At 69.1% G+C, this 4,602-nt stretch carries 7 protein-coding genes; all 7 read right to left on the bottom strand.

Annotation, left to right across the window (positions count from 1 at the left end; translation table 11 throughout):
* On the bottom strand, positions 1-925 hold a 925-nt coding region (locus K2X24_RS04865; protein ID WP_292495233.1), incomplete at its 3' end, for an AAA family ATPase.
* The gene (locus K2X24_RS04860; RefSeq protein ID WP_292495231.1) at positions 922-1,896 is read right to left on the bottom strand and encodes a PD-(D/E)XK nuclease family protein; all 975 of its coding nucleotides are present in this window, start codon (positions 1,894-1,896) and stop codon (positions 922-924) included. The genes K2X24_RS04860 and K2X24_RS04865, both read right to left, overlap by 4 nt.
* 3 nt (positions 1,897-1,899) lie before the next feature.
* Positions 1,900-2,157: a hypothetical protein gene (locus tag K2X24_RS04855; RefSeq protein WP_292495229.1), complete on the bottom strand. Its 258-nt coding sequence runs from the start codon at positions 2,155-2,157 to the stop codon at positions 1,900-1,902.
* Between the two features lie 5 nt (positions 2,158-2,162).
* Positions 2,163-3,476, bottom strand: a complete 1,314-nt coding sequence (locus K2X24_RS04850; protein ID WP_292495227.1) for an AAA family ATPase — start codon at positions 3,474-3,476, stop codon at positions 2,163-2,165.
* A gap of 8 nt (positions 3,477-3,484) precedes the next feature.
* The gene (locus tag K2X24_RS04845; RefSeq protein WP_292495225.1) at positions 3,485-3,697 is read right to left on the bottom strand and encodes a hypothetical protein; all 213 of its coding nucleotides are present in this window, start codon (positions 3,695-3,697) and stop codon (positions 3,485-3,487) included.
* A complete protein-coding gene (locus tag K2X24_RS04840; RefSeq protein WP_292495224.1) occupies positions 3,694-3,915 on the bottom strand; it encodes a hypothetical protein in 222 nt (73 codons plus the stop codon). The genes K2X24_RS04845 and K2X24_RS04840 overlap by 4 nt, the downstream gene beginning before the upstream one ends.
* 66 nt (positions 3,916-3,981) lie before the next feature.
* Entirely contained in the window at positions 3,982-4,431 is a 450-nt protein-coding gene (locus tag K2X24_RS04835) for a hypothetical protein (RefSeq protein ID WP_292495222.1), read from the bottom strand.
* Positions 4,432-4,602: the final 171 nt, after the last annotated feature.

Raw genomic sequence — 4,602 nt, 5'->3', positions numbered from 1 at the left:
GGCCGTAGTCGCCGGCATCCCGGGCGTCGGCCGCGTCTGCGATCTGGTCGAGTTCTTGGGTGATCTCGTCGAGGGCGACTCTGGCGCGCTCCGGGAGGTCGAAGCGCCAGGCGTTCAGGGCGAAAGAGCCCTCCTCTGCCTTGGTGCGTGCGTCGGCGAAGAGGGCGTCCTTTCCGCGACGGGTGACCGGCGGCTCGGGGCGCACGACCTTCGCGTGATCCCCGCAGGCCCACCGGGCCAGCGCCGCACCGTGCTCTTCGCTGATCCGCTCGCCGTGCTTGAAGATCTCCTGGTGCGCGCCCTCCATCTTCCAGGACTTCGGGTCGGACAGGTCGACGTAGCCCTTCCGGTCCGACTCCAGCCGGAACGAGACAGTCACTTCGAAGGGAAACTGCTTGTTGGTGATCGACTTGAAGAGCTTCGTGTTGGGTGGGACGAACGTCTCCTCACCGCGAATGGAGAAGATTATCGGGATACGCCGCTGCAGGAGCGCGTAGACCATCGCCTTGTGGGCCATCTTCGGCTTGATCCAGGACGTGCCCTTCGCCGAATCCTTGCTGCCCATCCGCTCGAATTCGGCCGCCTGCCAGTCCAGCACACCGCCGAGCCCTGCCCACTCCATCGAGAAGCTGTCGATCACCAGGGCGTCGTAGCCCGCATCCTCGGCTGCCTTGGCAGCAGCGGCGAACCGATCCGGCCGAAACGGCGGGTCCATGATGTTGGCGTCGAAGTCGAAATCGCCCTTCAGGTGGAGCGTCCGGCCGCCCTCGGTGTCGAGGACCGCCACCTTGCCGGTCGGACCGGCGATGCCGCGCGCGAGGCGCAGCGCCGAGAACGTCTTGCCGCTGTTGGTGCCCCCGGTGAGGGACACGAACAGGCCGGCGCGCTCCTTGAAGCGCTCTGCGGGGATGAATGAGAAGCTCACGCTGCGTCCTCCCAATCCAGAGGACGCCAGGGGCTTTTGTTGAGGTCGAAGTTCTGGACCTCCTGGGAGAGTTCGCCCTCCTCGCGCTCAAGCCAGCGCTTCTGCGCCCACTCGGGATACTCGACGCGGACGATCTGCGTCGGGTAGCCGGCCCAGGTCCCGGATTTCAGGCCCTTGTTCCAGCGGGTGAGCGCGAGGGTGACCTTGTGGTCGCCGATGTGCAGGCCGGCCGCGTCGGCCTCCGCGACGCACACGCCATGGGGCGCGTCGTTCTCGATGAAGATCCAGCGGAAGGCGATGCGACCCTGCAGGTGCGGGAACAGCAGGCCCAGCACGTGGATGTAAAAAGCGGCCTGGACCTCCATGCCCATCTGCTCGACGCGGCGGCCGAGAGTCTGGGGCGCCGCCGACTGGTCTCCAGTTTTGACATCCCACACGATGGCGTGGTCCGCGTGGATCTCGACGCGGTCCATCATGATGCGCAGCCAGGCGCCCGACACGTCGCGGGCGATGGCGACGACTTCGGCCGGGGCGGCCTGAAAGCCTTCGCAGCCGGGGATACGGGCCAGCCGAAGCGCGACCTGCGAGGCCAGCGTCTCGGCCTTCTCGCAGTCGGGCCGCAGGATCGGCGCGTCACCGGCAGCGTAGGCGGCGGCACGGGACGCCTTGGCGGCTCCGCCCTTGTAGTCGGCCGCGTCGATGATCACGAGGTCGGCGCCGTGCCCCAGGATCAGCTTGTGCGCCGCCGTGCCGATCTCCATCGGCCGGGTCGGGTCCCGCTCCGCATCCGGGGCCTTGCCTAGGCGCGGGTGCTCGCTCCAGGCGTGCTCCTGGCTCTGCGCGATGAGAACCTTCGCGATGGACGAGGACAGCGACGGCTCTGGCGCCGGGTCGGCGTGATAGACCCGCGCCGGCATGTGGTAGAGGCCGGGCGCCGGCACGCGCCCTTCTTCGTGGTTGAAGATCTGCATGGCTCAGACTCCTGTCTGCGAGACGAAGTGAAGGGTGGCTGCGTGCTGGAACTCCTCGGCGGCCCAGGTGCGCCAGGGCGCGATGCAGGCGACCTCATTGGGGCGCCCGGGCTCGGCCGCGACGTTCGCGGCTGCGAGGATCTGGTCGGCTTCGGCCTGCGAGAAGCGGCCGGCCTCGTGGGTCAGGGTCGTGTAGCCATAGCGGCTGGCCTTCCACCACATGCCGCGCTCGTTCGACCAGATGAGCAGGTTGCGCTCCATCTCGGTCACTCCGCGGCTTCGGTGGCGACGACCATCGAGCCGGCAACCGCGCCGTCCTCGATGACGATTCCGACGGTGCTCCCGGCGCCGACGCGCTCGATCCACACCTGGTAGTCGGCGGCCTGCGCCATCTCGGCGAGGATCCGCATGGCCTCCTCGTCGAGGAGCGAGCCGTCCTGGATGCGGATGACCCGGAGCTTCGGGTTCGCCGCGATCGCGATGGCGACGGACGTGCGCAGCTGCTCGGCGCTGGACGCTTGATCGAACGGGACCTCGTTCAGCAGGATCTCGTCCTCGCCGAAGCCGATGCCGGGCACGGGCAGGTCCGCCTTGGCGATGGCCTCACGCTTCTGGGTCGCGCGGTCCTCGATGGCCTTGGTGAGGGCGGCCGCCTCGGTCTCGGCCGCCTGCACCTGCTTCTCGATCCGCTCCCGCTGTTCACGCTGGGCTACGGCGGCGTTGATGCGGCCGGCGTCGGCGATGCGCTGGCGCAGGTCGAGGGTGTCGATGGGCTCGGGGAGGGCCTCGGCGTCGGCGAGCTTGCCCCGCGTGACGACCATGCGGGCGTTGATCTTGTCGGCCTCAGCGTCCGCCTCATCGGCATCGTGCCGGAGCTGCTTCGCACGAGCGCGAAGCGTCTCGATTGAGGCTTCCTGCGCCGCGACCTCGTCCTCGGCCTGCTCTCGCCGGATACGGCGGCGCTCAAGGTCGGTGTTGAACTCCCCCGCCTCCTCCAGCTTCGCGACGAGGGCTGCATCGTCGATGCGCTCGGCCGGCGTGCCGGCGGGGACCTCGATGCTGACGGCCTGCGAGCGCAGGGTGCGGATCGTGCGGTTCACCTCGGTGCGGCGGTCGAAATCGGCCTTGCTGGCCTTCTCGATCGCGGCGAAGTCGACGCCCGGCACGAAGCGCTTCAGCGTCTCCAACTGCGCCTTTCCGTCCATGCGGGTGAAGGCGAGCGGGTCGAACGAGAGGGCGCTCAACAGGCTGTCGAGCATCTTCTGCGGGGACTGGTAGCGGGCGCCGTCGGCGCTCTCGACGACGAGGCTCGTGGTGTGGCCGCCCTCCTCCCGCCGGCGGAAGGTCCGGATCACCTTCAGGTCGCCCAGGTCGAGGCGGATACGGGCCTCGTTCTCCCCCTTGCGGATCGGCACGGCCTGGATGTGCGTGGTGCCGGAGACGGCCCACCAGATCGCATCCAGGACACTCGTCTTGCCCTGCCCGTTCCGGCCGGAAATCTCGACGATGTTCCCCTCGGGCGAGATCGTGACGGCGCGGAGCCGCTTCACGTTCTCGGCCTGCAATTCGATGATCTTCATGGTGGCGGTCACTCGGCGGCTTGAGGAAGGGCGGGGCTTTGGCAGCTGGCGAGGGCGTTGGCCTGCTCGACCCAGGCCTTGGCGAAGGCGATGCGCTCGGCCGGGTCGTTCACCGGCTCGACGACGACGAAAGCGGACGCGCCGTGGCGGTCTTCGACGATGGCCTGCGTCCCGAGTCGGACGCGGTACGGCGCGCGGTTGGTGAGGGCTGCGAGGCTCATGCCCAGGTTCTCCCCAGCCAGACCGCGACACCGGCCACACCGACCCAGAGGCCGGGCCCGAAGCCCATCATCATGATCATGGTGATGTCGGGCGGCGTCCGATCCTCGCGGCGCACAGCGCGGCGCATATCAGCCGCGATCCAGGGGGCCGCGATTGCAGCAACTGCGCCCGCGACGAGGACGACGGAAATGGCGGTGATGATGGGGAGGCCGGACATCGGTCGGCTCGCTGGATCGGGAGGGAGAGGACCGGGCCGCCCGGCGCGAGCGGCCCGGTGGGCGGCTCAGGCGGCCTCGCTCGGGGTTTCGGCGTCGACCGGCGCCACGTACGGGTCGAACATCCAGCTTTCTTCCCAGAACGGCCGGACTTCTCCGTGCTCGAAGCCGCAGACCGAGGCGACGCGGATGTCGAGCTTGGCGCCGAACCGTTCGAGGTCGACGTGCTTCGGGTCCGTCGCCTCCATCGGGCGGATCGGGAAATCCTCCCGGACCTCCAGGACGATGTGCGGAGCGCCCACCTGGGTGATCGGGCTATCGGCGCGGGGTGTGATCAGGTCGCCGACCTTAAAGACGGTCGGGCCGAGGTACCGCACGGCCGCGGCCTTCAGCGTTTCGATGTCCTGCGCGGTGGTCCGCTTCGGAGCGCTGCTCTTGCCTCCGCCGATCCGGCTCGCCGCGATTGCGCCGAGAATGGTGCCGAGGTCGGCTTCGATGACACGGGTGGGGCTCGACATGGTGGCTCTCGTGTTGGAGCGCGGCGCGCTCGGGGGTGAAGGCGGAAGGCGACGCGCTCAGGCGGCGTCGCGGAGGTCCTGGGCGCCGGGTTCGGGCGCGCTCAGGAAGGCGCAAAGCTCGGGGAGCGCGGCGAACTCGTAGGTCCAGCGCTGGAAGGGGGCCGGGAGGGC

This window comes from Methylobacterium sp. (genome assembly GCF_019750675.1).
Classification (GTDB): domain Bacteria; phylum Pseudomonadota; class Alphaproteobacteria; order Rhizobiales; family Beijerinckiaceae; genus Methylobacterium.
This window is presented reverse-complemented; position numbering and strand designations above follow the sequence as displayed.